A 24,160-nucleotide genomic window follows, 5' to 3' on the forward strand; every position below is an offset into this window, starting at 1 on the left:
CAGCCCATCAACCGAAACGGAGCCCTTATCGATGACCATCCTGCCGAATTCCGTCGAGGCACGCGATATCGCCTACCAGATGCACCCGAATGTCAATCTGCGCAAATTCGAGAAGACCGGCGGTCTGGTGATCGAAAGCGGCGACGGCATCTATGTCACCGACAGCAGCGGCAAGCGCTATATCGAGGCGATGGCGGGGCTGTGGTCGGTGGCGCTCGGTTTCGGCGAAAAGCGGCTGGTGGAAGCGGCAACGAAGCAGATGCAGAAGCTGCCCTATTACCACACCTTCTCCTACAAGACCCATGGCCCGTCCGTCGATCTGGCCGAGTTGTTGATCGAGCTTTCGCCGGTACCGATGTCCAAGGTGCATTTCACCTCCTCCGGCTCCGAGGCCAACGACCTCGTTGCGAAGATGGTCTGGTATCGCTCGAACGCGCTGGGCAAGAAGGACAAGAAGAAGATCATCGGCCGCATCAAGGGCTATCATGGCGTGACGATCGCGTCCGCCTCGATCACCGGCCTGCCGCGCAACCATGAAAGCTTCGACCTGCCGCTGGACCGCATGCTGCACACGGCCTGCCCCTCCTATGTGCATTTCGGTAAGGATGGTGAAAGCGAAGCGGAATTCACCGCACGTATCCTGAAGGAGCTCGAAGACCTGATCCTGCGCGAAGGCCCCGAGACCATCGCCGCTTTCTGGGGTGAGCCGGTTATGGGCGCCGGTGGGGTCCTGTTGCCTCCGGAAGGTTATTGGGAAGGCGTGCAGGCAATCCTGAAGAAATACGACATTCTTCTTGTCGTGGATGAGGTGATCTGCGGTTTCGGTCGCACGGGCAGTATGTTCGCGTGCGAGACCTATGACATCAAGCCGGATGTGCTGGTGGTTTCCAAGCAGATCTCGTCGTCCTACATGCCGCTTTCGGCGATCATCATGAACGACAATTTCTACCAGCCGATCGCCGATGAGTCAGACCGTATCGGCTCCTTCGGCCATGGTTACACCGCCTCCGGCCATCCGGTCGCGACCGCGGTAGGCCTCGAAAACCTCAAGATCATTCAGGAGCGTGATCTTGTCGGCAATGTCGCCCGGCTGGAGGGCAAATTTCTCGATCATCTGAAGGCGCTTGCGGATCATCCGCTCATTCATTCGTCACGCGGCATCGGCCTCATCGGTGCGCTCGAAGTGAAGCCGTGGGAGGGCATGAAACCGGGCGATACGACGCTGGCGCTCGCAGCGGCCATAGAAAGCGAAGGCGTTATCACCCGGCCGATCGGTGAATCCATCTGCTTCTGCCCGCCGCTGATCATCACGGCCGAGCAGCTGGATGAGCTGTTTGCAGGCGTCAAGCGCGGTCTCGACAAGGCCGCGGCTGCCCGCAGCTAAAGGTTCTATGGAGCACGTCAGCCGGGAACATGTGATAGGGGACGAAACCTCTCCTCCGTCATGCCGGCCTAGAGCCGGGGTGACGGAGTGAGGATGATGCGTTGCACCAAAGGCTCCGGGTCTGATCTATCCCCGGTAGGCCACAAGCACCGCGCCGCAGGCGATCAGCACGACGCCGAGCCAATTGGGCAGTGATAGCCTTTCTCCCAGAAACAGCACCGCAAAGACCGCGACGAAAACGACGCTCAGCTTGTCGATGGGGGCAACGCGGGCGGCATCGCCGAGCTTCAGCGCCCGGAAATAACATATCCACGAGGCACCGGTCGCCAGACCCGAAAGCACGAGGAACAACCAGGTTCGCCCGGAAATGCTGGAAGGCTGCTGCCAGTTGCCGGTGACATAAACCATCAGGCCCGCGGCGGCGAGAATGACGATGGTGCGGATGAAGGTGGCGAAATCCGAATTGACGTTTTCGATGCCGATCTTGGCGAGAATGGCTGTCAGCGCCGCGAAAGCTGCCGATAACAGCGCCCAGAATTGCCAGGCGAGAAACAGGTTCTTCATGCGTTGCTCCGTCCATCGTATTGCGCCCTGTCTGGCTCTATAGCACCGTCAGGCTGATAAAACCGTTTTCGTTCAGGGTCGGAACGATGAAAGGCCGGTGCATCCACAGGATACACCGGCCTTCATGCGAGGCCCGCCCGGACGGACCGGGACAGGCAGGACCTTGGGAGGTCGTATTATTCGGCGGGCTGTACCGATGCCGGCAGGGAATCCACATCGGCGATGCCGGTGAATTCTTCCTGGCCGCTCAGCACGCGGGCGAGCTGGTCCTGATCCAGTTCGCCTTCCCAGCGGGCGACGACGATGGTGGCGACAGCATTGCCGACGAAGTTGGTGAGCGCGCGGCATTCCGACATGAAGCGGTCGATGCCGAGGATGAGCGCCATGCCGGCGACCGGAACCGAAGGCACGACGGAGAGCGTGGCCGCAAGTGTGATGAAGCCGGCGCCGGTGATGCCGGCCGCACCCTTGGAGGAAAGCATGGCCACGAGTAGCAGCAGGATCTGCTCACCGAAGGAGAGGTGGATACCGGTTGCCTGGGCGATGAAGAGGGCCGCCAGCGTCATGTAGATGTTGGTGCCGTCAAGGTTGAAGGAATAACCGGTGGGAATGACGAGGCCGACGACGGAGCGCTTGCAGCCGGCCTTTTCCATCTTGCTCATCAGGCCGGGCAGGGCGGCTTCGGAAGACGAGGTGCCGAGAACCAGTAGCAGTTCTTCCTTGATGTAACGGATCAGCGCCACGATGGAGAAGCCGTTATAACGGCAGACGGCGCCGAGAACCACGAACACGAACAGGAAGGACGTGATGTAGAAGGTGCCGATCAGCATCGCGAGGTTGGTGACGGACGAGATGCCGTATTTGCCGATGGTAAACGCCATGGCACCAAAAGCACCGATGGGGGCGGCCTTCATCAGGATCGCGACCAGCTTGAAGATCGGATACATCAGGGCATGCATGAAATCGGTGACAGGTTTGCCCTTTTCGCCGACGACGCCGAGCGCGATGCCGAAGAGTACGGAGAAGAACAGCACCTGCAGAATGTCGCCGCTGGCGAAAGCACCGACGATGGTGGTCGGGATGATGTTCATCAGGAAGCCAGTGATGGTCTGCTCATGGGCCTTGTCGGCGTAGGTCGCGACGGCCTTGGCATCCAGCGTGGACGGATCGATGTTCATGCCGGCGCCCGGCTGCACGGTGTTGGCGACGATGAGGCCGACGATCAGTGCAAGGGTGGAGAAGACCAGGAAGTAGATCATGGCCTTGCCGGCCACGCGGCCGACCTTCTTCATGTCGTTCATGCCGGCGATGCCGGTTGCGACGGTGAGGAAGATGACGGGAGCGATGATCATCTTGACGAGGCGGATGAAGCCGTCGCCGAGCGGCTTCAGCTGTTCGCCGAAGGCCGGATAGAAATGGCCGAGCGCGATACCGGCGATGATGGCCACCAGAACCTGAAAATACAGGTGCTTGTAAAATGGCTGCTTGGCGTGGCCTGCGGCCACGGTTGTCGTATCGATCATGTTTTTTCCTCCTCGGCCTCACCCTGCCTTGATTGGCCTCCCGGGATCGCCGTGTCGTTGACGGCGTCGCGCCGATTGCGGAGTCATGTGCAATACGCATGCCAGACTTGCTTATTTGCCGTAACCGGCTGATTTCAAAAGTAGTTTTTATTGAAGCTTTGCTGGCTCACGGCCATTTGTGCGGAATTCCGGACAAAATCTCTTGCGATCCGTGCGTAAATCCGCACAATTATCCCATGACCTATCAGGATCGGGCACCTCATTCCCAGGCGAAACGGCGGGCGCAATGGCTGGCGCTGGCCGGCCTGTGGCTGCTGGTCAGCCTGGGCGTGCTGCTGGTGGCTGACGAGTTCGCCCGTCTTCAGGCGATGCGCACCGCTGCCTCCGAGGCTTCCACGGATGCCGAACTGAAGATCGCGCTCCTGAATGTCGCGCTAGAGCGGCCGCGCGCCATTCCGCTGGTTCTGTCCGGCGATCCCGATCTCGCGGCTGCGCTTGACGGCGGCGGTCCGCCCGCCCTCAACCGGCTGAACCGCAAGCTGGAAGGCCTGATCGAAGGCACGCAGTCCTCGGTGATCTATGTCACCGGGCCGACCGGCCTGACCATCGCCTCCAGCAACTGGCGACAGGACGACAGCTTCGTCGGCTCCAACTATGCCTTCCGCGAATATTTCCAGGCGGCGATGAAGACGGGCATGTCCGAACATTATGCGCTCGGCAATGTCAGCCGCCGGCCGGGTCTTTACATCTCCCGCCGCATCGATGCCAGCGACGGGCGGCCGCTGGGCGTCGTCATCGCCAAGGTGGAATTCAACCGTCTGGAAACGGACTGGAACATCGGCGGCAAACCGGTCTATGTGGTCGACGGGAATGGCGTCGTGCTGATGACGAGCGTGCCGGAATGGCGTTTCAAGACCGTTGCGCCAATCGACGAGGCACAGCGGAAGATCATTGCCGAAAGCCTGCAATTCGGCAATGAGACGCTCGCAACCCTGCCGTTCCGCGCTGCTCGTTCGTCGGGTGATGGCGTTCCACTCATCCATGTCGATGGACCGGGGCGCGAGCGCGGCGATTATCTGCAGCTGGAAATGCCGGTGCCGACGACGTCATGGACCTTGCATTATCTGCAGCCCGTCGCACCGGCGCTGAATGCCACAATCCGTGAGGGCAGGGTGGTGGCGCTGGCGACGTTGATGCCGCTGATGGCGCTTTCCGCACTCTGGCTGTGGCGCAGGCACAAGGCGCTCCGGGAGAAGGAAGAGGAACAGCGCGCCCGTGCGGAACTGGAAATGAAGGTGCAGGAGCGAACCCGCGACCTGACGAAAACGCGCGATCATCTGCAGGCCGAAATCGCCCTGCATGAAAAGACCACCGGCGAGTTGCGCAATGTGCAGCACGAGCTGGTGCAGGCCAACCGCCTGTCCATTCTTGGGCAGGTGGCGGCGGGCGTGGCACATGAAATCAACCAGCCTGTCGCCACCATCCGCGCTTTCGCCGACAATGCCCGCACTTTGCTGAAACGCGATCGTCTGGCCGAAGCCACCGAGAATTTGCAAGACATTGCCGCCCTCACCGAACGTATCGGCACCATTACCACCGACCTGAAGATACTCGCGCGCAAGGGCCGCACCGCCGCCGAACCTGTAAGCGCCAGGTTGGTCATAGAAGGCGCGGTCATGCTGTTGCGCAGCCGTTTTTCCGGGCAGATGGATGCGCTGGATATCGCCTTGCCGGATCAGGATCTGAAGGTGCTCGGCAGCCGTATCCGGCTCGAACAAATCCTCATCAACCTTCTGCAAAACGCGCTGGAAGCCACGGAAACAATTGAGACGGCGCGTGTCGAGGTGCGTGTACGAGAGGAGGGCGACATGGTCGTGATTTCGGTCAGCGACAATGGCAGCGGCATTCCGGAGGCTATCCGCGCCCAGCTTTTTTCACCCTTCAATACATCAAAGGAAAGTGGCCTCGGCCTTGGTCTCGTCATCTCCAACGATATCGCGTCCGATTATGGCGGACGTATCGAGGTGGTAAGCAGCGCGGCCGGCACGGCTTTTTCCGTATATCTGAAGCGAGCGAGCATGACATGACGACGGATGGAACCATATTCCTGGTGGATGACGACTCGCAGCTGCGCAAGGCAATGGTGCAGACGCTGGAACTCGATGGGTTGCCGGTCACTTCTTTTTCAAGGGCCGAACAGGCGCTTGCGGCTTTGAGTGAGGATTTCGACGGCGTCGTCATCACCGATGTGCGCATGCCCGGCATGACCGGGCTCGAATTTTTCGACCATGTGCGCAAGATCGATGCCGATCTGCCGGTCATCCTCATCACCGGCCATGGCGATGTGCCGATGGCCGTCGATGCGCTTCACAACGGCGCTTATGATTTCATCGCAAAACCTTTTCCCGCCGAACGCATGGTGGAAAGTGCACGTCGGGCACTGGAAAAGCGCCGTCTCGTGCTGGAAAACCGCGCTCTTCGCCGGGCCGCCGGGCAGGCGGAAGACGATCTGCCGCTGATCGGCCAGACGCCGGCCATGGAGCGCTTGCGCACCACGCTGCGCCATATTGCCGATACGGATGTGGATGTGCTGGTGGCGGGGGAAACCGGCAGCGGCAAGGAAGTGGTGGCGACGGCGCTGCATCACTGGAGCAAGAAACGCGCGAAGGGTAATTTCGTGGCGCTGAATTGCGGCGCTTTGCCGGAAACGGTGATCGAGAGCGAGCTTTTTGGCCATGAGCCGGGGGCTTTTACCGGCGCGCAGAAAAAGCGCGTCGGCCGCATCGAACATTCCAGCGGCGGCACCCTGTTTCTGGATGAGATCGAAAGCATGCCGCTTGCGGTGCAGGTGAAGATGCTGCGCGTACTGGAAATGCGTGAAGTTTCACCGCTCGGGTCGAACGAGGAGCGGCCGGTCGATATCCGCGTGGTGGCGGCGGCCAAGGTCGATCTTGGCGATCCAGCCGAGCGCGGCAGCTTCCGCGAGGATCTCTATTATCGGCTGAACGTGGTGACCCTGTCCATTCCGCCGCTGCGTGAACGCAAGGCGGATATTCCGCTGCTGTTCTCGCACTTCGTCACCAAGGCGGCCAACCGTTTCAACATGCCGGTGCCGCAGATCAGCGCCGGCATTTCCCGCCGGCTTCAGGACCATGACTGGCCGGGCAATGTGCGCGAACTCGGCCATTTCGCCGAAAGGGTGGTGCTGGGGCTGGAGGCGGAACCTGCGGCTGCGCCCGCTTTGCAATCCGCGCTGCCTGCTTCCGGCACCCTGCCGGAGCGCATGGATGAGATCGAAGCGCGTATCATTCGCGAAACATTGGAACAATCGAACGGAGACGTGGCCGCGACCATCGCGTCGCTCGGTATCGCCCGCAAGACTTTTTACGACAAGCTGCAACGCCACGGCATCAACCGGGCGGATTATGTGAAGAACGGCATGGCGTGAGGCGGCCGTGACGTATTGGAGGCCTTCGGCTTGATCCGAAAACCTCTCCTGCGCCATGCCCGGGCCTCTCCCTACCCATTTACGATAGGTGACCAAATCCTCGGCACGAGGCCGAGGATGATGGAGAGCGCAAGGCAACAAGCCTTAAGCTGCGGTTTTACCCGATCAGCCGGCTACGCAGAAATGACGCTGGCCGTCATAATCCGTAAAGGTGCCGGTGCGGGAGTTGAAGCTCCGGTAACGCTGCGAGCAATAGTCGTACCAGGCATTGGTCCAGGGTTCGATGGTGCGATAGGTGCGGCGCTGGTTATAGACCGGGCGGCTGTCATAGACCGGCTGCGCGCGATAGACGGGCGCGGGGCGATAAACCGGCTGTGGTGCCGCACGATAATAACGGTAGTCCGGCTCATCATCGACATAACCCGGCTCATAGGCCTGGTAGCGGCGCGGTGCCGGATCGACATAGACGCGTTCCTCATACACCGGTGCCGGGCGGGAAAGGGCCGAGCCAACGGCCACGCCGGCGGCAAGGCCGAGCACACCGCCCACAATGGCGGCATCGCGACGGTCGTGACGGTCCCAGTCGCCAGCGGATGCGCTGTTGAAAGGAACGATGGCGGCGGCGGCGACGGCGATGGCCATAACGGTTTTGGCTGCAAAGGACGACATGTTGTGTTCTTCCATACAGGTGGCAGGGCGCTGCCAGTTGCAAATTCGATGGTTAAGGAAATACAGCCCGCCTGCTGAACGGGTGCTGAATGAATTGTGGCAGAGCGGTGCAGGCCCGCAATTCCTGTTTGCGCGGACCGCGCTTCGCGCTAGAACAAAGAACAAACAGGACACGCCCATGAGCCTTGCCCACATAACCGTCAGCCCCGATTCCTCCCATGAAGACCGCGCCCAGGCCATTCGCGACACGCTGCGCGATGCCATTGTCGACCGGCGGCTGGCACCGGGAACGAAATTATCCGAATCGGAAGTGGGAACCCTGTTCGATGTCAGCCGCACGGTGGTGCGCGCCGCCCTTCAGATGTTGGCCTATGAAGGGCTGGTGAAGGCAGAACGCAACCGGGGTGCTTTCGTTTCCAATCCGACGCCGGACGAGGCACGGCAGGTTTTCGCTTCGCGCCGGCTGATCGAACCGGGGGTCGTGGATGCTGCCATTGAAAAAATCACACCTGCGGCGGCGGCGCGGCTGAGGGAACATCTGGTGCAGGAAAGCCGCCATCAACACGAGCGCGGCCCGAACGCCAGGCGCGCGGAAATCAAGGCATCGGGCGATTTTCACCTGATGCTGGCTTCGCTTGCCGGTAATGCCATTCTCGAAAAGTTCATGGACGAGCTGGTCGCCCGCTCGTCGCTGGTCATCGCGCTCTACGGACGCTCGGGCGTTTCAAGCTGCGGCCACAACGATCATGCCGATCTGCTGGATGCGCTGGAGGCGAAGGACGGCGCAAAAGCCCGTGCGCTGATGTTGCGGCATCTCGACCATATCGAAGCCGATCTCGATCTTCGCATGAAGGAAGGGCTGGCGCTGAAGGATGCGCTGGCGCTTTGATCGCCGCCCATCCCGCCTTTCCGGCGGGAGTGGGCGTTTCTATTCGCTTCGGGCCGCGTAACGGCTGATGGCCAGATCGTGCGTGTCGATCTCCGGTTTTTCGCCACTGATCAGATCGGCGAGTACACGGGCCGAGCCGCAGGACATGGTCCAGCCGAGCGTGCCGTGGCCGGTGTTGAGATAAAGATTGCTGTAGCGCGTGGCGCCGATCACCGGCGTGCCATCCGGCGTCATCGGGCGCAGGCCGCACCAGAATTTCGCCTGGCTTTGATCGCCCGCACCGCCGAACAGGTCTTCCACTGAATGGGCCAGCGTTTCCTGGCGCGCGGCCGGCAAATCCTTGCTGAAACCCGCAATTTCCGCCATGCCGCCCGCGCGAATGCGCGAGCCGAGCCGGGTGATCGCCACCTTGAATGTTTCGTCCATGACCGTGGAGACGGGCGCGCGCTCCTCCTTCACGACCGGAACCGTGATGGAATACCCTTTCACCGGATAGACCGGCAGGGTCAGCCCAAGCTGCCGCACGAATTGCGGCGAATAGCTGCCAAGCGCCGCCACGAAGATATCCGCCTCCATCAGTCCGCGCGTGGTTTCCACGGCCTTGATGCGGCCGCCTTCAACGATCGGGCGCATGATGCCGGTATCGTAAAGGAAGGTAACACCGGCCTCTTCCGCCATGCGGGCAAGTTCGGTGGTGAACATGAAGCAGTCGCCGGTCTCGTCGCCGGGCAGTCGCAGGCCACCGACGATCTTCTCCTTGGCGGGCGCAAGGCCCGGCTCGATGGCGGCGCAACCGTCGCGGTCGAGAATCTCGAAAGGCACGCCGCCCGCCGTCAGCACGTCCACATCCTTGCCGATGGCGTCGAACTGCTTCTGGGTGCGAAACACCTCGAGTGTGCCCTGCATGCGCTGGTCATATTCGATGCCGGTCTCTTCGCGCAGCGCCATCAGGCAATCGCGGCTATATTCGGCAACGCGCACCATGCGGCTCTTGTTGATGGCATAACGTGCCGAGGTGCAGTTGCGCAGCATCTGGCTCATCCAGCGCCATGCCGCAGGGTCCGCCGTCGGGCGGATAATGAGGGGCGCGTGTTTCATGAACAGCCATTTCATCGCCTTGACCGGGATGCCGGGTGCCGCCCATGGAGAGGAGTAACCGGGGGATACCTCGCCCGCATTGGCGAAGCTGGTTTCGAGGGCTGCGGCCGGCTGGCGGTCGATCACCGTCACCTTGTGCCCGGCTTTGGCCAGATACCAGGCGGATGTCACGCCGACGACGCCGGCTCCGAGGATAGTGACGTTCATGATCGTCTCACTTGTGATTTGCTGATGTTGAAGCGGTTGCCGGGGTTTCGCCCGGCTGAATGTAACTACGGCGATAACGGCGACCGAGGCCGGTCAGGATTTCATAGGCGATCGTGCCCGCGTCCTCGGCAATATCTTCCAGCGTCTGGTCTGGCCCGATCATCTGCACGAGGCTGCCCTGGGTCAATGTTCCCTCGGGCAGGGCGGATATGTCGAGAATGATGCTGTCCATCGAAACGCGCCCGGCAATCGGCAGGCGCACGCAGTTATACCACGCCGCGCCGCGATTGCTGAGAGAGCGTGGCAGGCCATCGGCGTAACCGGCGGCGATGGTTGCAAGACGCGTCGGGCTGGTCGCTTCGAAAGAGCCGCCGTAACCGACCAGCGAGCCGGCAGGGACGGTACGGGTCTGGATGACGGCGAGATCGAGACGGACGACTGGTTTCATCGGGTTGGGGCGGGCAGCGGAAGGGGCGCCGCCATAAAGCGCGATGCCCGGGCGCAGCAGAGCGTTGTGATAGTCATTGCCGAGAAAAATGCCGCCCGAATTGGAAAAGCACACCGGCACATCCGGGAAGGCCCCGGCTGCTTTATGCATTACCGAAAGCTGCGCGGCATTGGCGGCATGATCCGGCTCGTCGGCGCAGGCGAGGTGGCTCATCACGAAGGCGATGTCGATACCATCGAGCCGTTGCGGCTGCGCGGCAAGGACTTCAAGCTCTTCGGGTGACAGCCCAAGGCGGCACATGCCGGTATCGATCTGCACGGCGGCGGGGAGCGTCTTGCCAAGCTTTCCGGCACGGGCCGACCATTGCGCGATCTGCTCCAGCGAATTCAGGACCGGGGTGACCGCCATGGCGGCGCAGGAGGTCTCATTGCCGGGCTGAAGCCCGTTGAGAACGAAAATCCGCGCCTCTGCCGAAAGCCGCAGCCTGAGAGACAATGCCTCATCGATATGGGCGACGAAGAAATTGCGGCAACCCGCCTCGAACAGGGTCTGCGAGACGATATCCGCACCGAGGCCATAGGCATCGGCTTTCACGACCACCGCCGTCTGCGAGGCTGGCGCCATCGCCGTCAGGGTCAGATAATTGTCGCGCAATGCGCCGAGATCGATGGTCAGATGGCCGCTTGCACCACCGGCTGCCTGCTGGCGGCTGATCTGCATGTCCATGGTCGTTCACCCTTATTTTTATCCTCTGAGGGTATTGCAACGATTATCGAATTTCTTGGCGATTGTTCGAAGAAAATGCGATAGAATTAGAAATCACGCAATTTTCGTTGATCAATTGGAATCTTCTATGTCGTCACTGGATGCGACCGACCGTCACATCATCCGCCTGCTTCGGCTCAATGCCCGCATCAGCAATGCAAAACTGGCAGTGGAAGTCGGACTTTCGCCCTCCGCCTGCCTTCGCCGGGTCGATATTCTCGAGCGGGAGGGGATTATCCGCGGTTATACCGCGCTGACCAGCGGCCTTGCCGGCGGCGAGGTAATTTCGGTCATCGTGCAGATCACGCTCGACCGGCAGACGGAGGATTTTCTCAACCGTTTCGAAAATGCGGTGCGGCGCTATCCGGAAATCCGCGAATGTTATCTGATGACCGGCGGCTCGGACTATTTCCTGCGCTGCGAGGCGGAAAGTGCGGGGGATTTCGAGCGGATTCACAAGGAGATATTGTCGAAACTGCCAGGGGTTTCGCGCATTCATTCGAGTTTTGCGATCCGGAATGTGCTGGCGACGCCGAAGGCGCGGTGAGGGGGGCGTTGAGTCTGCGGCCACCCCCCCTCTGTCCTGCCGGACATCTCCCCCTCAAGGGGGGAGATCGACAAGCGGCTTGCTGATCATCCAGCAAAATATCTCATATTGAGAGGATTGCGTGGGACTGAGGCACAAGCCCCATCTAATCTCCCCCCTTGAGGGGGAGATGTCCGGCAGGACAGAGGGGGGTAAGCCGCAAACTCCAGGGGTTGATATCACCCCCACCACCGGTAAAAATGATGCACCGGCCCCCGCCCATGTCCAATGGCAAGCCCCCGTCCGGCATCGAGCGCCCCGTTCAGATAATCCTTCGCGAGCCCGACCGCTTTCCGCAATTCGTGCCCCATCGCCAGATGCGCCGTAATCGCAGCCGCCAGCGTGCAGCCGGTGCCGTGGTCGTTTTTCGTCTCCACCCTCGGCGCAGAAAGTGCCTGCATGGTCCCGTCCGCAAACAGATAATCCGTGCTTTCCGGCCCGTCGCCATGGCCGCCCTTGATGAGCACGGCCTTCGCACCAGCCTTCAGGATCAGCTTGGCCTGGCGGGTAATCTCCCGCTCCGTCTCCGCCATCGGCGTGCCGGTCAGCAGCGCCGCTTCCGGCAGGTTCGGCGTGACGATGGCGGCGAGTGGCAGCAGGTCGCGCCGCAGGGTCTCGATGGCATCCTCATGCAGCAGCCGGTCGCCGGACGTCGCCACCATGACCGGATCGAGCACCACCGGCTGCGATTGCCGCCGGAGCCGTTCCGCGATGGCTGTGATGGTTTCGATCCGCGAGACCATGCCGATCTTCACGGCATTGACCGCGAGATCGGAAAAAACCGCATCCATCTGTGCGACGATGGTGGCGACCGAAATATCCTCCACGGCAGTCACGCCCCTGGTGTTCTGGGCGGTGATGGCGGTGATGACGCTGGCGGCATAGGCGCCGAGTGCGGAAAAGGTCTTGATGTCGGCCTGGATACCTGCGCCGCCGCCGCTGTCGGAGCCGGCAATGGTCAATGCAATGGCTGTCATGGCTGTCTCGCTTTCAGCGCGGCGTCAATTGCGGAGCGGAAATCCCTGGTTGCGCTGGCGATATCGGCTGCGCGGAAAATTGCGGAAATGACGGCGACCCCATCTGCGCCGGCGGCGACAACGGCGGGCACACGGGCAAGATCAATGCCGGCGATCGCACCCACCGGCATATCCGGCCGCCACTCCTTCAACAGGGCGCGCAGCGTCGTAAGGCCATCGATGCCGACCGGCTTGTCCGGGTTGACCTTGGAAACGGTCTCGAACACGCCGCCGATGCAGGCATAGTCGGCGGACATGGAGGCTGCCCGTTCGGCATCGGCGCGGTTCTTGACGGTAAGGCCGATAATTGCCTTTTGCCCGAGAATACGCCTTGCGGTCTTTGCATCCATATCGTCGGCACCGAGATGCACCCCATCGGCCCCCGAAGCGAGCGCCACATCCACCCGGTCGTTGATGACCAGCGGCACGCCAGTGCCAGCGATGGCCTCGCGAATGGCACGGGCATTTTCGATCATCTCCCGCGTCGAGCCATGCTTGTCGCGATATTGCAGGATTGTTGCCCCGTTGAGCGCGGCCGCCAGAGCAAGCTCCGGCAACGGCGCGACATCGGCAAGACTGGTATCGACCAGCGCATTAAGGCGGTAATCAACCTTGTTCATGCTCAATCCTCGCGTGATTTATGATGTCCTCACCGGAGATTTCGGAAAGAGCATCCAGAAATGCCGGTTCGAACGTACCGGGGCCTTTGGCCTGTTTCGCGGCGAGCTCGGCGGAAACGCCTGTCACCGCAAGGGCGGAAGCCGCTGCCGTCAACGCGTCTTTTTCCACTGCCATGAAGGCGGCGACGACACCGCCCGAAAGGCAGCCCGTGCCGGTCACCTTCGCCATCCACGGGTGACCATTGACGATCCTGACATTACGCGTCGTGTCGCGGAGATGATCCACCGGTCCGGTCTCGATCCGCACCGCGCCCGGCACACCGCCGATCAGGCTCATTTCTGCGCGGTTGCCACGGACGATGGTGGGCGAATGGGCGATAAGTTCCCGGGCGAAATCCAGCCGCGAGGGTGAATAGTCGACATGCACGGGGTCGACGATCCACGGCTTGCCGGATGCATTGGCGATCTCGATCGCCAGCCGGATGACCTTGCGTCGTTCGGCGTCCAGCGTGCCGAGATTGACGGTCAGTGCATCCGCCTTGGTGACGAAGCTCTCGATCTCTTCCAGCGAGGTGGTCATCGAGGGAATGCCGCCGATGACGGTGATGCCGTCGGCGGTGAATTTCTGCACCACGGTGTTCATCAGGCAATGCACGCGCGGACGCTTCTGCCGCACGCGTTCCAGAATCTCGGCGGCTTTTGCCGCTGTCGGAAAATTGCCGGTCATGGCTGTTGCAGCTCCACGGCGATATCGTCTGCTGCGGGCGCCTGCTTGATCAGCTGCATCTCCTGCATGAAGGCGCCGAAACGGGCATAACGGGCGCGGTCCAGTGCGGCGGGACGCTTGGCGAAACGTGGCAGCGTGTCGAAAAAGGCCTGTTTGTTCAGGGCATCGTCAAGGTTCGGATAGGCCTTGATGAAAAGCTGCCAGGCATCCTGCGGATGGTTGGTGATAAAGATCGCGGCTTGCTCCACGGCGGAGAGGAAACGCGGCAGACGGCTGTCCTTTGCGAGATCACGATGGGTGACGAAGATCAGCTCGTCATAGGCCGGTACGCCATGTTCTTCGGGGAAGAAGGAGCGGCCCTCATGTCCTTCGAGTTTCATCTGAGTCAGTTCGAAATTGCGAAAACCGCCGAGCGTGGCATCCACCTTGCCGGCGATCAGGGAAGGCGACAGCGAGAAATTGACGTTGACCAGCTCGACGTCGTCCTTCGTCAGCCCGTCCTTCTCCAGCATGCGCTTCAGCATCGCATCCTCGAAACCGGAAACGGAAAAACCGACCTTCTTGCCCTTCAGATCTTTCAGGCTCTTGATCGGCCCATCCGCGAGAACCGTGACGGTGTTGAGCGGGGTTTCGACCAGTGTGCCGAAACGCACGAGCGGCAGGCCGGCTTCGTGGTCGAGATAGAGGTTCGGCTGGTAATGCACGCCGATATCGGCCTGTTTTGCCGAGACGAGGCGCGGCACCGTGGAAGGGTCAGCCGGAGGAACCAGCTCCACTTCCAGTCCCGCATCGGCAAACAGGCCGCGTTCCTTGGCGATCACCATCGGTGCATGATCGGGGTTCACGAACCATTCGAGCAATACGGTCAGCTTGTCGGCCGCCTGGGATTGCATGGGCGCAAGCACGCTTGCCGCTGCGATGGCGAGGGAAAGAAGCGTTCGTTTCATGGTCCCGAAAGTCTCCGTAAATATCTGAAAGGAATGGTGTGTTCTGTTTCTTTGGCCCAGGGGGCGAGATTGGCCGTCGCCTGGTCGACGATGAGCCGGAGCAGCACGGCCATGACGGCGAGAATGGCCATGGCGGCGAACATGGTGTCGGTCTGCATGCGGGCATTGGACTGGATCATGACGAAACCGAGCCCGGCCGATGCGCCCACCCATTCGCCGATGACGGCCCCGAGCGGGGCAAGCGGCGCAGCCACCCTCAAGCCTGAAATCAGTGAGGGGAGCGCCAGCGGCACGCGCAACCGGGTGAGGATCTGCCAATGGCTCGCCTCCGTCAGCGAGGCGGCGTCGAGGATGGCGCGATCCGTGCGGTTGAGGCCGTCGGTGAAAGAGGAGGCGACGGGGAAGAAAATGATGATTGCCGTCATGACCACTTTCGAGGCCATGCCGAAGCCGAACCAGAGGACGAGAATGGGGGCGAGCACGAAGACCGGAAAGGCCTGCAACACCAGAACCATGGGCCAGACGAGGCGGCCAAGGCGCGGGATGGCGGCCGTCGTGAAGGCAACGAGAATACCAGCGGCAATGCCCGCGGCAAGCCCGAGCGCCATTTCGCCAAGCGTCACGAGGGCCTGACCGAACAGGAAACCCGGTTGGCGCAGGAAGGCGGCGGCGACATCGGCGGGCGACGGCAGGATGTAACGGGGCGGCGAAAACAGCCACGTTCCCGCCTGCCAGAGAAGGAGCAGAAGACCGACACCGTTCAACGCATGGGTGGCACGCATGAGCCGGGCCTCAGATGCAGATGCACCATGTGCGAAGGGCAGAAGGTTTCAGCATCATCGGTCGTCTCCAGATGTGGCAATCACGGAGATCAGGCATAGCGGAGAAGAGAAAGGGCAGCGCCTCCATGGCGCGACAGTTCCGTTCCTACGCCGGCATGACCCGGATCAGGTTCAAGGGTCCGGCTCATCGCCATCTCAGCACCGTGCGGTGCTCCCCTCGGAAGAGCTTGTTTTGTAGGTCAAGTTTTAAAAATGTCAACGGTCTCTACCAACCGGTGATCGGTACCCCGCCATTATGCGGCCGGGGGAAATATAGTTATTAGGTATATCGAATTTATCGACAATTAGTTATATCAATAAACTATATTGCAACGTCGTTCGAGTAACTAAGCCCGCATTCAGAGAAGCTCGGAGACTAACTTGAAAAGCATCTGGCGGGACAAGTCCGGAAATTTTGCCATTCTCAGCGCCTTGTTGATCATACCGCTCATCGGATCCGCCGGTGTTGCGCTCGACATAACACGCGGCCTCAGCGTCAAATCCGATTTGCAGATGGCGGCCGATTCCGCTGCTCTGGCAGTGGTTGCCGATAGTTCGGCAAGCGCCCAGGCTGCAAAACGGATGGCGAGCAATGGCGTCATTGCCGTCGGCGAAGAAGAAGCCGCCGCTTTCTTCCATGGCAATCAGCGGGGCAACCGGGACTATCAGCTATTGTCTCTCGATATATCTGTCATCAAGCGCGGGACCATCATCGAGTCTTCGGTCAATTTTACGGCCTCAGTGAATACGACGCTTTCCAGAATTCTCGGAAAGGACTTCCTGACGGTCTCGGGGAGTGCAACCGCCAAATACGAGACGGAGACCTTTACCGATTTTTACCTCGTCCTCGACAACTCGCCTTCCATGGGCGTGGGCGCCACGCCTGCCGATGTCGCGGTGATGGAAAAGACGATAGGATGCGCCTTCGCTTGCCATCTCACAACGAAAGACGGCGCGTCAGACCCGACCAGCACCTATTTCAGGATCAAGAACAAGGACACCGATGCCAAGGGTCGCATAAACGCGACCACGCGCATCGACGTGGTTGCCAAGGCAACCGCGAGTTTGATGGATACGGCAGCTGCCACGCGCAAGAGCAACGATCAATATCGTATTGCCGTCTACACTTTCGGGAAAACGGCAGTCGATGTTGCGTCAGGCGGGGATTTGCTCGAAGTTGTGCCGCGGACTTCGGATTTGCAGGAGGCCAAGAAGAAGATTGCCGAAATCGAACTCATGTCGGTTCCTTCCCATATGTATAAGAACGATCAGCACACCGATTTCGACCGGGCGCTTACCAAGATCGAGAAAAAGATGGGAAATTCGGGTAGCGGCGCCAGTTCAGCCAGCCCGGAAAAAATAGTGTTTTTCGTCTCTGACGGTGTTGCCGACAGCTACAAGCCAAATAACTGCACAAAACAAACGACGCAGGGCGGGCGTTGCCAAGAGCCGATCGACACAAGGCTCTGCACCAAGCTCAAGGAAAAGGGCTTCCGTATCGCCGTGCTTTATACGACCTACCTGCCGCTATCGGGCAATGGCTGGTACAGGCTCTGGATACAGCCGTTCCAGACGGAAATCAGTTCGCGCATGCAGGCCTGCGCTTCTCCGGGGCTGTTCTTTGAAGTCAGCCCTTCGCAGGGCATCAGCGATGCGATGTCGGCCCTTTTCAAAAAGGCAATCAGCACGCCGCGCCTGACGAGTTGAATGGCCGCGCGTCCGATGCCGGGCTGCTGTTCAACACGCTGTCCATCGCGCCTGTCGGTGTGACGGAAAACGCTTTTGAGCGCAATATTAGTTATTCCGGAAATTAGATTTATCGAAAATTAGTTATTCCTTGAAACTGCCTTTCAATAATCTTTGGCTAAGTCTCGCCTCCAGCAGGGTTCCGGGGGCGAATTTGAAAAATATCTGGCAGGATGAATCAGGGAATTTTGGCATTCTCAGCGCCTTGTTGATGGTGCCGTTGATCGGAGTGGCCGGCGTGGCCCTGGATGTGACACACGGCATGGCCGTGAAGTCCGATTTGCAAATGGCGGCCGATGCGGCGGCCCTCGCGGTGGTGGCGGATACGTCGGCGAGCGTCAAGGCTGCAAAAGAAATGTCGGGAGATGGCGTCATCAGCCTTGGCAGTAGCGAGGCCTCGGCTTTCTTCGAAGGCAATCAGCGCGCCAATGCCGACTACAAGCTTCTGTCGCTCGATATATCGGTGATCAAGCACGGTAATGTCATCGAGTCTTCCGTCAGTTTCACGGCTTCCGTCGGCACGACGCTTTCGCAGGTTCTCGCGAAGGATCTCATCACTGTTTCGGGCAAGGCGACCGCCAAATACGAGACGGAGACCTTCAGTGATTTTTATGTCCTTCTGGATAACACGCCCTCGATGGGTGTCGGCGCCACCCCCGCCGATGTTGCCACCATGGTTGCGAATACCAGCGACAAATGCGCTTTCGCCTGTCACATCGTGAAAAACGGGGTGGTGGACACGGGCAGCTATTATTACAGGGCCAAAAGCCTTGGGGTCACGACGCGCATCAATGTGGTAGCACAGGCCACGGCAAGCCTGATGGACACGGCAAAGGCCACGCGGAAAAGCAGCAATCAATATCGCATGGCGGTCTATACCTTCGGGGAGAAGGCGGAAGACACCAAGCTGCTCGAAGTTGTTCCCCTGACGTCGGATCTGGCGACCGCGAAGAAAAAGGCGGGCGAAGTCGACCTGATGTCCATTCCCTATCAGGGATATAATAACGACCAGCAGACCGATTTCGATCGGGCTTTGACCCAGATAGGCGACAAGATCGGCAGTTCGGGGACCGGCGCGAGTTCGGCGAGCCCGGACAAGATCATTTTCTTCGTTTCGGATGGTGTCGGCGATAGCTACAAGCCGTCCACATGCACCAAAAAAACGACAAGCGGCCGCTGTCAGGAGCCGATCGATATCAAATATTGCACGAAGCTGAAGGAAAAGGGTTTCCGGATCGCGGTGCTCTACACCACCTATCTGCCGCTGCCGACCAACGACTGGTATAATAGCTGGATCAAGCCCTTCCAGTCGGAAATCGGCGCACGTATGCAGACATGCGCTTCACCCGGCCTGTTCTTCGAGGTCAGCCCGTCGCAGGGCATCAGCGACGCGATGTCGGCGCTTTTCAAAAAGGCCATTACATCGCCCCGTCTGACAGGCTGAGCGCGGCGTTTCCACTGGAATCCGCGCAGCCTTCTTCAACCGATGGTGCGAAACTGCTCAAACAGCGGCACATGGAGGCTATCGGCACGGTAAAAGACCGCCGGCTGACCGAGCGGAGCTTCGACGATGATTTCGCGCCCGCCGGAATGGCGTGCGCCACTCCACAGATGCACCCATTCGCCGTCGCCCGGAAGATAGAGCGCACGTTGCGTTTCGCCTGCCTTCCAGACGGGGGCAACCAGCATGTCGGCACCGTAGAGATAGCAATCCTGAATGGCGTAGGTCTGAGGTTCATCCTCATAATGCAGGAAAAGCGGGCGCTGCACCGGCAGGCCCGTCTTTGCGGCCTCGGCGGAAAGTGACTTCAGATAGGGGGCGAGCGCGACATAGATCGCCGTCATGCGGGCAAAATGGGAAAGAACCGTTTCATCCTGATCGATCTGGAGGTTGTCGCGTGGCCGGTTGCCCTCATGAGTGCGCATGACCGGGGTGAAGGCGGCCATCTCCGTCCAGCGCATGATGAGTTCGGCCGTCCGGACATTGCCGAACAGGCTGGTATAACCGCCGATATCGGAGTGGTGATAGGCATTGCCCATGAGCCCGGAGGAGAGCGCACCGCAGATGACGGTGACAAGCCCATCATGGCGGGAGAAGTCGACAGACTGGTCACCGCCCCAGATCAGCGGGCAATGGGCCTGAACGCCGGTGAAGCCTGCGCGCATGAAGAACAGCGCCTCGCCGGTCTTGCCACGACTTTCGACGCCCTTCGCATTGACCTCTGCCCAGAGTGTGGGCCAGGCATTGTGCATCAGCCTGGCGTCGACACCATTCGAAAGCTTGATGTCGATCGGCAGATATTCGCCGAAATCCGCCATCCAGCCGGAAAGGCCGAAATCCAGCATGTTCCTGCCGATGATCTCTTCGGCGAACCAGTCGGCGGCAGCCGGATTGGTGAAGTCGACCACGCCGCAATGGAACTCGCCGAAGTCCACCAACGCCGTCTTTCCATCCGCATCGGTGGCGAAATAACCGGCCGCTTCAGCGACAGGAAAGAGTGGGCCGTCGACGCAGAGATAGGGGTTCACATAACCCAGGAAACGAACGCCCTGATCGGCAAGCTCGGCGATCTTCTGGCGCAGATGCGGGTAGCGGGTCTCATTCGCCTGCCAGTCCCAGAAGAGGCGAGCGCCAAAGGACGTCTGGCGAAGCCCCACCCAGTCCTCACACCAGAGGCCGGACACCTTCGTTCCGGCCGCACGGATTTTCTCCAGTCGCGCAAAGGAGTTGGCGCCATCCTTTAACCCAATGATCGCGCCGTTATAGACCCAATCAGGCAATTCCGGCTGGCGTCCGAACCGCAGCGACAGGGCCGAGACGATATCGGTGAAGTGGTCGCCGGCGAAAAATTCGATCTTTTCGGGGATGGCCCAGATTTCGATCTCGTGGAAGTCGCCATTGCGGAAGTCGAAGACCGAATAGGCACTCGTTTCCACATGCAGGGCATATTTGCGCGAGGAGAGCCAGGTCGGCTGCGGATAGTTGGTGTTGTAATAATCACCGCCCGCCTTGCCGCTGACATCAGACTTGAAGGTGATCTCGGTGGTCTTGTCGCGACCGACCCCGGGCTCGGAGGTCCAGAGCGGGAAACGCCGGCCGCGCATGTCGAAATAGGACATCTGCTCGCCGCCGCCCCAGACATGCTCGTCCGTTTCCGCGACGATACGCAGCCAGAGGCGATTGATGGTCTCATCCAGCGCCGTCAGCATGACGGCGTTGCCATCGAGCGTCAGGCGAAGGCGCGGCGCCTGTCCCGGTGCGGATGAGAGCGTGACGCTGTCGCCACTCACCTCGGCATGGCGCAGGGCTGTTCTCTCGATGACATAGTCTTCGATCTCGAAATTGCCGCGATACATATCCATCCGTTCCTTGCCGAAACCGGCAAAGAAGACTGGGTTTTCGGGCGAATGGGAAAGGATGGTGCGATTGCCGATCGCAAGCGTGAAGCCGTCTTTGGTCGTTTCGAAATGCATGACTTACCCTTTTAGCCCTTGAGACCACCGGCGGTGAGGCCTGAGACAACCCGTTCCTGGAAGATGACGATCAGGATCGCAACCGGCACGATGCCGACCACGAGTGCTGCCGAAATCACCGGCCAGGGGAAAGCGAACTCGCCCTGATAAAGCTGGATGCCAACGGGCAGGGTGCGCAGTGCCGGGTTGGAGTTGAAGGAGAGCGCCAGCAGGAACTCATCCCAGGCATTCACGAAGGCAAGAATGCCGGCGGTGAAGACACCCGGCGCGCAAAGCGGCACGACGACCTTGAACAGGGCGCCGATGCGGGTACAGCCATCGATCATGGCGGCGTTTTCGAGGTCGCGCGGAATGCTTTCGAAGAAGGAGACCAGCATCAGCGTACAGACCGGCAGCGACAGCACCGTGTAGGGCAGGATCAGCGCCGTCCAGCTGTTGAGCAGGTTCAAGGCACGCATGATTTCGAACAGTGGCACCAGAAGCGTGACAAGCGGGAAGGTGGAAACGGCGATGATGAGCGACAGGATCAGCGCCCGGTATTTGAGGTTCAGCCGCGCCAGCGCATAAGCCGCCAGCACAGAAATCAGGATGGTGAGCGCGGTGGAGAGCAGCGCCACCATGAAGCTGTTGAACAGGAAGAGATGCAGCGGCTGGTCTGAAAAGGCCTGCATGTAGTTGGCGAGCGTCGGCGCGTGCGGAAACCAAGTGATCGGTTTGACCGTCAGTTCCGCTTCGGTCTTCAGCGAGGTGAAGAGAATCCAGATCGCAGGGAAGAGGCCATTCACCAGAAGAATGGAGGCAGCGATGAAGCGCAGCGGCTTGCCGGAGAAAAAGGAGGACAGACCGGAGGAGGTGGCAACGGTGCTCATGGCTTTAGTCCTTCGTCCTGATAATGCGGAGGTAAACGGCGGTGACGCACATGGAAAGGGCAAACATCATGACCGCCAGCGCCGAGCCATAACCGAGATCGAGGAAGGACACGGTGTTCTGGTGGATATACATGGCAAGTGTGGTGGTGGAGGTACCGGGGCCGCCGCCGGTCATCATGTAGGGAATATCAAAGGTTTGCAGCGCCGTGATCGTGCGGAAGATGAGGGCGACGACGATCGAGGGCTTCAGCAGCGGCAGGGTGATCTCGAAGAACTGCCGGATCTTGCCGGCGCCATCCACATCCGCTGCCTCGTAAAGCGAGCGCGGAATGGTCTGCAGCCCGGCAAGGATCATCAGCGCCATGAAGGAGGATGTCTTCCAGATGATCGTCAGGCAGATGGCCGCAAAAGCCCAGTTCGGCGAGTTGAACCAGATGATGCCTTCAAAGCCCAGCCGGTTCAGCACATCGTTGACCACGCCATATTCGTAATGGAAGAACCACGCGAAGATGAGGCCGGCAAAGGAGAGCGGCAGCGCCCAGGGAATGAGAAGCGAAAGCCGCATCGGCCACTGCATGGAGAAAGGCAGGTTGGCGAGCAGCGCGAGGCCAAGGCCCATGAAGAGCGCGCCGGGCACCGTGATCAGCGTGATGAGAACCGTATTCCAGGTCGTTTCCCAGAAGATCGGATCATCGAACATCGCCGTGTAATTTTCAAAGCCGATAAATTCCGCCGGCAGGCCTGAGGTCAGCGAAAGGCTGAAGAAGCTCGTGTAGACAAGTCTTGCCACCGGATAAACGATGATGAGCGACAGCAGGATCGCGGCCGGCGCGAGCAGAAGCACGGCCAGTGACCGGTCGCCGAGATCGAGCCACCGCGTCCAGCGCGGCAACTTCTTTTCGTCCACCCGGACCATGGTTCTTTCCGGCATCGTCACGTTTGCCGCTCCCGCAACTGGATTCACGTCATCGTCTCCCGATCGGACCGGTTTATGCCCGGCCCGTTTATCGCGCCGTTCAGGCGGCTTTATTCCTGTCAGTCGAAACGGCCGGAAAGGGCATGGCACGCATGCCGCCTTCCGGCCTGAAGTTTAGCGCAGAACGCGCCGCAGACGGCTTTCCATCTGTTTTGCGCCATCCTCCGGTGTCATCACGCCGGCAAGCACACCGTTGACGGTGGTGCGGATCGTTTCGCTGACCTCGTTGTAACGCGGCGTCACGGGGCGGGCCTTTGCCGTTTCAACGACGGGCAGGGCATCCGCGAACCACGGGATGGTCTTGGTCACATCCGCATCCTTGTAGAGTGCGGCATAGGTGGGCAGAAGCGCTGCGTTGATGGCCATGAACTTCGAAACATCCTGACCGGAGAGATATTCGACAAGCTTTTTGGCTTCATCCTGCTGCTTGGAATAGGCGGAGACGCCGAATTCCCAGCCGCCGAGGCAGGTCGTCTGCTCGCCACCCTTGACGGCCGGCAGGCGGGCGACGCCGACCTTGTCGTTCACCTGCGATTCCTTGCCCTGGAAATGGGTCCAGGCGTAGGACCAGTTGACGGCGAAGAGCACCTTGCCGGCCTGGAATTCCTTGCGGGTGTCGTCGGTCGCGACTTCCGAAATGTTCTTCTTGGAAATACCTTCGTCGACAAAGCTCTTCCAGAGCTTCAGGGAATCCACCGCAGCCTTGTTGTCGAAATTCAGCTTGCCGTTTTCAACTAGAGACTTGCCTTCGCTCCAATAGGGCAGGAGGAAGGTGCAGACCGCGCCTTCGATCGCCTTGCCCTGGAAGGAGAGGCCCTGAAGTTCGGGGTTCTTCTCACCTTCCATCACCTTCTTGGAGGCTTCCTTCAGCTCATCCCAGGTGGTCGGCGGCTTGATACCGTATTTGTCGAGCAGGTCCTTGCGGTAATAGAGGAACATGGAGTCGGCGAAGGCGGGCAGCGCTACGATCTTGCCATCCACCGTGTTGGCTTCGGCATAGGTCGGCAGATAGGCCGACATGTCCTTGCCGGAAAAATCGCTGGTCCAGCCGGCGGTGGCGAATTGTGCGGGACGGATGACGTCGAGCATCAGCACGTCGAGGCTCGAATCCTTGGCCGACATGACGGTGTTGAGATATTGCGCCTGCATTTCCGAGGTGTTGCCGCCGGTCTCGATGACCACCTTCACGCCCGGCGTCTTTGCCTCATATTGGTCCAGCGCCTTGCGCCAGACATCAGGCTGATGCTGGCTGGAAACGAAAATCTTCAGTTCGGCATCGGCAAAGGCCTGTCCCGAAAAGGCAAGCATGGTTGCGCAGAGTGCGGCACCCATCAGGGCTTTGCCCCGGATAGCTTTGAATGTCATGTGTTCCTCCCGTTATTA

The 24,160-nt window shown here is 60.2% G+C and carries 21 protein-coding genes and 1 riboswitch; of the genes, 7 read left to right on the forward strand and 14 right to left on the reverse strand.

The window, feature by feature from the left end:
• Nucleotides 1–31: 31 nt before the first annotated feature.
• Nucleotides 32–1,384, forward strand: a complete 1,353-nt coding sequence (locus tag QD336_RS18535; RefSeq protein ID WP_499171683.1) for an aspartate aminotransferase family protein — start codon at nucleotides 32–34, stop codon at nucleotides 1,382–1,384.
• A 126-nt stretch (nucleotides 1,385–1,510) separates the two neighbouring features.
• On the opposite strand, the gene QD336_RS18540 is transcribed toward QD336_RS18535, so the two are convergent.
• Together QD336_RS18540 and QD336_RS18545 are read right to left on the reverse strand one after the other, a co-directional pair.
• The gene (locus QD336_RS18540; RefSeq protein WP_499171684.1) at nucleotides 1,511–1,948 is read right to left on the reverse strand and encodes an EamA family transporter; all 438 of its coding nucleotides are present in this window, start codon (nucleotides 1,946–1,948) and stop codon (nucleotides 1,511–1,513) included.
• Between the two features lie 176 nt (nucleotides 1,949–2,124).
• Complete coding sequence (locus tag QD336_RS18545; protein WP_499171685.1) at nucleotides 2,125–3,471, reverse strand: dicarboxylate/amino acid:cation symporter; 1,347 nt, start codon at nucleotides 3,469–3,471, stop codon at nucleotides 2,125–2,127.
• Nucleotides 3,472–3,707: 236 nt separating this feature from the next.
• Between QD336_RS18545 and QD336_RS18550 the strand changes: the two genes are divergently transcribed.
• Both QD336_RS18550 and QD336_RS18555 read left to right on the forward strand, forming a co-directional pair.
• Complete coding sequence (locus QD336_RS18550; protein WP_499171686.1) at nucleotides 3,708–5,558, forward strand: sensor histidine kinase; 1,851 nt, start codon at nucleotides 3,708–3,710, stop codon at nucleotides 5,556–5,558.
• A complete protein-coding gene (locus tag QD336_RS18555) occupies nucleotides 5,555–6,919 on the forward strand; it encodes a sigma-54-dependent transcriptional regulator (RefSeq protein ID WP_499171687.1) in 1,365 nt (454 codons plus the stop codon). Before QD336_RS18550 ends, QD336_RS18555 begins: the two co-directional genes overlap by 4 nt.
• 165 nt (nucleotides 6,920–7,084) lie before the next feature.
• Here QD336_RS18555 and QD336_RS18560 read toward each other — a convergent pair whose 3' ends face one another.
• Entirely contained in the window at nucleotides 7,085–7,588 is a 504-nt protein-coding gene (locus QD336_RS18560) for a BA14K family protein (protein WP_499171688.1), read from the reverse strand.
• Between the two features lie 178 nt (nucleotides 7,589–7,766).
• Here QD336_RS18560 and QD336_RS18565 point away from each other — a divergent pair, with 178 nt between their 5' ends.
• Nucleotides 7,767–8,477: a GntR family transcriptional regulator gene (locus QD336_RS18565; protein WP_269342901.1), complete on the forward strand. Its 711-nt coding sequence runs from the start codon at nucleotides 7,767–7,769 to the stop codon at nucleotides 8,475–8,477.
• 39 nt (nucleotides 8,478–8,516) lie between these two features.
• Here QD336_RS18565 and QD336_RS18570 read toward each other — a convergent pair whose 3' ends face one another.
• Together QD336_RS18570 and alr are read right to left on the reverse strand one after the other, a co-directional pair.
• On the reverse strand, nucleotides 8,517–9,782 hold the full coding sequence (locus tag QD336_RS18570; protein WP_499171689.1) for a D-amino acid dehydrogenase: 1,266 nt from the start codon (nucleotides 9,780–9,782) through the stop codon (nucleotides 8,517–8,519).
• Nucleotides 9,783–9,789: 7 nt separating this feature from the next.
• A complete protein-coding gene (alr, locus tag QD336_RS18575; RefSeq protein WP_499171690.1) occupies nucleotides 9,790–10,956 on the reverse strand; it encodes an alanine racemase in 1,167 nt (388 codons plus the stop codon).
• A 127-nt stretch (nucleotides 10,957–11,083) separates the two neighbouring features.
• Between alr and QD336_RS18580 the strand changes: the two genes are divergently transcribed.
• The gene (locus QD336_RS18580) at nucleotides 11,084–11,542 is read left to right on the forward strand and encodes an Lrp/AsnC family transcriptional regulator (protein WP_269342905.1); all 459 of its coding nucleotides are present in this window, start codon (nucleotides 11,084–11,086) and stop codon (nucleotides 11,540–11,542) included.
• A 218-nt stretch (nucleotides 11,543–11,760) separates the two neighbouring features.
• Here the strand turns inward: QD336_RS18580 and thiD are convergent, their stop codons facing one another.
• The 5 genes from thiD to QD336_RS18605 are packed head-to-tail and all read right to left on the reverse strand — an operon-like array spanning nucleotide 11,761 to nucleotide 15,673.
• Nucleotides 11,761–12,558 carry a bifunctional hydroxymethylpyrimidine kinase/phosphomethylpyrimidine kinase gene (gene thiD, locus QD336_RS18585; RefSeq protein WP_499171691.1) on the reverse strand — a complete coding sequence of 266 codons (798 nt, stop codon included), beginning with the start codon at nucleotides 12,556–12,558 and terminating at the stop codon, nucleotides 11,761–11,763.
• Nucleotides 12,555–13,217, reverse strand: coding sequence for a thiamine phosphate synthase (thiE, locus tag QD336_RS18590; RefSeq protein ID WP_499171692.1), 663 nt, complete (start codon nucleotides 13,215–13,217; stop codon nucleotides 12,555–12,557). Before thiE ends, thiD begins: the two co-directional genes overlap by 4 nt.
• Nucleotides 13,204–13,944, reverse strand: coding sequence for a hydroxyethylthiazole kinase (locus QD336_RS18595; RefSeq protein WP_499171693.1), 741 nt, complete (start codon nucleotides 13,942–13,944; stop codon nucleotides 13,204–13,206). Before QD336_RS18595 ends, thiE begins: the two co-directional genes overlap by 14 nt.
• The gene (locus QD336_RS18600) at nucleotides 13,941–14,891 is read right to left on the reverse strand and encodes an ABC transporter substrate-binding protein (RefSeq protein WP_499171694.1); all 951 of its coding nucleotides are present in this window, start codon (nucleotides 14,889–14,891) and stop codon (nucleotides 13,941–13,943) included. The genes QD336_RS18595 and QD336_RS18600 overlap by 4 nt, the downstream gene beginning before the upstream one ends.
• Nucleotides 14,888–15,673 carry an ABC transporter permease gene (locus QD336_RS18605; RefSeq protein ID WP_499171695.1) on the reverse strand — a complete coding sequence of 262 codons (786 nt, stop codon included), beginning with the start codon at nucleotides 15,671–15,673 and terminating at the stop codon, nucleotides 14,888–14,890. The genes QD336_RS18600 and QD336_RS18605 overlap by 4 nt, the downstream gene beginning before the upstream one ends.
• A 125-nt stretch (nucleotides 15,674–15,798) precedes the next feature.
• A riboswitch (TPP riboswitch) is annotated at nucleotides 15,799–15,901 on the reverse strand.
• A gap of 192 nt (nucleotides 15,902–16,093) precedes the next feature.
• On the opposite strand from QD336_RS18605, the gene QD336_RS18610 reads away from it, so the two are divergent.
• Both QD336_RS18610 and QD336_RS18615 read left to right on the forward strand, forming a co-directional pair.
• Nucleotides 16,094–17,419: a TadE/TadG family type IV pilus assembly protein gene (locus QD336_RS18610; RefSeq protein WP_499171697.1), complete on the forward strand. Its 1,326-nt coding sequence runs from the start codon at nucleotides 16,094–16,096 to the stop codon at nucleotides 17,417–17,419.
• A gap of 193 nt (nucleotides 17,420–17,612) precedes the next feature.
• The gene (locus tag QD336_RS18615) at nucleotides 17,613–18,902 is read left to right on the forward strand and encodes a pilus assembly protein TadG-related protein (RefSeq protein WP_499171699.1); all 1,290 of its coding nucleotides are present in this window, start codon (nucleotides 17,613–17,615) and stop codon (nucleotides 18,900–18,902) included.
• A gap of 35 nt (nucleotides 18,903–18,937) precedes the next feature.
• Here the strand turns inward: QD336_RS18615 and QD336_RS18620 are convergent, their stop codons facing one another.
• The 4 genes from QD336_RS18620 to QD336_RS18635 all read right to left on the reverse strand — a co-directional run bounded on the left by QD336_RS18620 (nucleotide 18,938) and on the right by QD336_RS18635 (nucleotide 24,142).
• The gene (locus tag QD336_RS18620; protein WP_499171700.1) at nucleotides 18,938–20,932 is read right to left on the reverse strand and encodes an alpha-glucosidase; all 1,995 of its coding nucleotides are present in this window, start codon (nucleotides 20,930–20,932) and stop codon (nucleotides 18,938–18,940) included.
• 11 nt (nucleotides 20,933–20,943) lie between these two features.
• Nucleotides 20,944–21,801, reverse strand: a complete 858-nt coding sequence (locus QD336_RS18625; RefSeq protein WP_092771274.1) for a carbohydrate ABC transporter permease — start codon at nucleotides 21,799–21,801, stop codon at nucleotides 20,944–20,946.
• Between the two features lie 4 nt (nucleotides 21,802–21,805).
• Nucleotides 21,806–22,717, reverse strand: coding sequence for a carbohydrate ABC transporter permease (locus QD336_RS18630; RefSeq protein WP_499171808.1), 912 nt, complete (start codon nucleotides 22,715–22,717; stop codon nucleotides 21,806–21,808).
• A gap of 174 nt (nucleotides 22,718–22,891) precedes the next feature.
• A complete protein-coding gene (locus tag QD336_RS18635; protein WP_499171701.1) occupies nucleotides 22,892–24,142 on the reverse strand; it encodes an ABC transporter substrate-binding protein in 1,251 nt (416 codons plus the stop codon).
• Nucleotides 24,143–24,160: the final 18 nt, after the last annotated feature.

Origin of the sequence: Rhizobium sp. BR 250 (assembly GCF_047445855.1) — a bacterium.
Classification (GTDB): Bacteria; Pseudomonadota; Alphaproteobacteria; order Rhizobiales; family Rhizobiaceae; genus Agrobacterium; species Agrobacterium tumefaciens_I.

What these genes read in the sequence shown, in the direction of transcription:
- QD336_RS18625 (WP_092771274.1), bottom strand. Translation starts at nt 21,801, where the DNA reads ATGAGCACCGTTGCCACCTCCTCCGGTCTGTCCTCCTTTTTCTCCGGC.
- QD336_RS18565 (WP_269342901.1), top strand. Translation starts at nt 7,767, where the DNA reads ATGAGCCTTGCCCACATAACCGTCAGCCCCGATTCCTCCCATGAAGAC.
- alr (WP_499171690.1), bottom strand. Translation starts at nt 10,956, where the DNA reads ATGGACATGCAGATCAGCCGCCAGCAGGCAGCCGGTGGTGCAAGCGGC.
- QD336_RS18555 (WP_499171687.1), top strand. Translation starts at nt 5,555, where the DNA reads ATGACGACGGATGGAACCATATTCCTGGTGGATGACGACTCGCAGCTG.
- QD336_RS18605 (WP_499171695.1), bottom strand. Translation starts at nt 15,673, where the DNA reads ATGCGTGCCACCCATGCGTTGAACGGTGTCGGTCTTCTGCTCCTTCTC.
- QD336_RS18540 (WP_499171684.1), bottom strand. Translation starts at nt 1,948, where the DNA reads ATGAAGAACCTGTTTCTCGCCTGGCAATTCTGGGCGCTGTTATCGGCA.
- QD336_RS18535 (WP_499171683.1), top strand. Translation starts at nt 32, where the DNA reads ATGACCATCCTGCCGAATTCCGTCGAGGCACGCGATATCGCCTACCAG.
- QD336_RS18580 (WP_269342905.1), top strand. Translation starts at nt 11,084, where the DNA reads ATGTCGTCACTGGATGCGACCGACCGTCACATCATCCGCCTGCTTCGG.
- QD336_RS18545 (WP_499171685.1), bottom strand. Translation starts at nt 3,471, where the DNA reads ATGATCGATACGACAACCGTGGCCGCAGGCCACGCCAAGCAGCCATTT.
- thiE (WP_499171692.1), bottom strand. Translation starts at nt 13,217, where the DNA reads ATGAACAAGGTTGATTACCGCCTTAATGCGCTGGTCGATACCAGTCTT.
- QD336_RS18595 (WP_499171693.1), bottom strand. Translation starts at nt 13,944, where the DNA reads ATGACCGGCAATTTTCCGACAGCGGCAAAAGCCGCCGAGATTCTGGAA.
- QD336_RS18570 (WP_499171689.1), bottom strand. Translation starts at nt 9,782, where the DNA reads ATGAACGTCACTATCCTCGGAGCCGGCGTCGTCGGCGTGACATCCGCC.
- QD336_RS18550 (WP_499171686.1), top strand. Translation starts at nt 3,708, where the DNA reads ATGACCTATCAGGATCGGGCACCTCATTCCCAGGCGAAACGGCGGGCG.
- QD336_RS18600 (WP_499171694.1), bottom strand. Translation starts at nt 14,891, where the DNA reads ATGAAACGAACGCTTCTTTCCCTCGCCATCGCAGCGGCAAGCGTGCTT.
- QD336_RS18630 (WP_499171808.1), bottom strand. Translation starts at nt 22,717, where the DNA reads ATGGTCCGGGTGGACGAAAAGAAGTTGCCGCGCTGGACGCGGTGGCTC.
- QD336_RS18620 (WP_499171700.1), bottom strand. Translation starts at nt 20,932, where the DNA reads ATGCATTTCGAAACGACCAAAGACGGCTTCACGCTTGCGATCGGCAAT.
- QD336_RS18560 (WP_499171688.1), bottom strand. Translation starts at nt 7,588, where the DNA reads ATGTCGTCCTTTGCAGCCAAAACCGTTATGGCCATCGCCGTCGCCGCC.
- thiD (WP_499171691.1), bottom strand. Translation starts at nt 12,558, where the DNA reads ATGACAGCCATTGCATTGACCATTGCCGGCTCCGACAGCGGCGGCGGC.
- QD336_RS18635 (WP_499171701.1), bottom strand. Translation starts at nt 24,142, where the DNA reads ATGACATTCAAAGCTATCCGGGGCAAAGCCCTGATGGGTGCCGCACTC.